This is a genomic window from Cyanobium sp. NIVA-CYA 375 (assembly GCF_056108345.1).
Genome location: NZ_JBSYHW010000279.1, coordinates 1 through 859, shown reverse-complemented (window position 1 = coordinate 859; position 859 = coordinate 1). Strand labels below are relative to the sequence as shown.

1 protein-coding gene is annotated in these 859 nt (G+C 44.1%); it reads right to left on the bottom strand.

All coding sequences use genetic code 11. From position 1 onward, the window contains the following. The coding region (locus tag AC01FP_RS18070) for a hypothetical protein (protein ID WP_474482188.1) at positions 1-763 on the bottom strand (763 nt) is incomplete at its 3' end. Positions 764-859 lie beyond the last annotated feature (96 nt).

The following is an 859-nucleotide window of genomic DNA, read 5'->3' as shown; positions in this document are numbered from 1 at the left end:
GAATGGTCGGAATGTCCCGTACTTGATCATTTAATTGACTAAGCGCAACTTCATACATGTAGCACTCAATCTTCCCATTGATGAAAATACTGACAACATTATCCAATGATTTCTTGGTGACACTGGCAGGGAATGGGAGGGGCTGCGCAGGCGTAATATTCAGATGTGTAATATTATTTACTTTGCATAGATCGAGCTCTTCACGAATAACTTTTTGGATTCCACCACTGTTGGAGAATGGATCATCATGCGATATACTAATAAACAAAGCGCCTGAACCAGCGCAAGCTATTTTAATTAGGGCTGAAACTTCCAAAGCAGAACGAATAAGGCTTTGATCTAAATCTCTTTGCCATTGACCTTTAATCGCTTCCGGATCAAAATAGCTCTGGCTGACTGATGAAGTACTTAGACTATCGAGCAACCGTTTATCTGGATCGTCGTAATTCTTGACTCCAATCTCGATATATCCTGTTGCGAAGAAGTGAAGGGCCGGATTCATTCTTGCTTCGAGTACATCTGGCCTGGCGGCAAGGTACTCATCAGGAGCAAACCATCGATTTAATTTGAGCGAGAAAGAGTCATCTGCTGCTTCAATCAGTTCTCTTGCTAAGTTAATTTTGTCTTGATGAGAAAGATGCTCAACACACAGATCACTGCGTATAGAGATCGGAGCCCCAGTGCCAACCTGTTCTTTAATAAAGTCGATGTCTAGCCAGCTTACAGAATTAGGGAATTCACCTTTGTTAGTTGATTTTACCATCTTTAGTTCTCTTGAATGCCTCGGTAGTGGTGAAACAACGTGCCCCGGGGCGCCTCGCTCACCCCCACCGCCTCGTTGGCGTTGAGGCTGGCGTGG